The organism is Brevundimonas sp. GW821-FHT02A10 (assembly GCF_059422025.1).
This window is the reverse complement of sequence record NZ_JBWKWC010000011.1, coordinates 1-842: the sequence shown is the minus strand read 5'-3', so window position 1 is coordinate 842 and position 842 is coordinate 1. Positions and strand designations below refer to the sequence as shown.

Sequence of the window (842 nt, the reverse complement as noted above, 5' to 3'; positions counted from 1 at the left end):
TAGTTCGTGAAGAACGGCGTGTGACGGCCGCCTTCTTCCTTGGTCAGGATGTAGGCTTCGGCCAGGAACTTGGTGTGCGGGGTGATCGAACCCGGCTTGCACAGAACCTGACCGCGCTCGACGTCTTCACGCTTGGTGCCGCGCAGCAGAACGCCGACGTTGTCACCGGCTTGACCTTGATCCAGCAGCTTGCGGAACATTTCGACGCCCGTGCAGGTCGTCTTCTGGACCGGACGGATGCCGACGATCTCGACTTCTTCACCGACCTTGACGATGCCGCGCTCGACGCGACCGGTCACGACCGTACCGCGGCCCGAGATCGAGAACACGTCTTCGACCGGCATCAGGAAGGGCAGGTCGACCGGGCGTTCCGGTTGCGGGATGTAGGCGTCGACGGTTTCCATCAGCGCCAGAACGCGTTGTTCGCCGATTTCCGGGTTCACGCCGTCGGTCGCGGCCTTGGCCGAACCCATGGTGATCGGAATGTCGTCGCCCGGGAACTGGTACGACGAAAGCAGCTCGCGCACTTCCATCTCGACCAGCTCGAGCAGCTCGGCGTCGTCGACCAGGTCGACCTTGTTCATGAAGACCACCAGGGCCGGCACGCCGACCTGACGGGCCAGCAGGATGTGCTCGCGGGTCTGCGGCATCGGGCCGTCAGCGGCCGACACCACCAGGATCGCGCCGTCCATCTGCGCGGCGCCCGTGATCATGTTCTTCACATAGTCGGCGTGGCCGGGGCAGTCGACGTGGGCGTAGTGACGGTTGGCCGTCTCATATTCCACGTGCGCGGTGTTGATCGTGATGCCGCGGGCCTTTTCTTCCGGCGCGGCGTCGATGTC

Annotated in this window: 1 protein-coding gene; it reads right to left on the bottom strand. The window is 64.4% G+C overall.

Annotation, left to right across the window (positions count from 1 at the left end; genetic code table 11):
- The coding region (gene tuf / locus AC07U0_RS18320; protein ID WP_494721401.1) for an elongation factor Tu at positions 1 to 842 on the bottom strand (842 nt) is incomplete at both ends.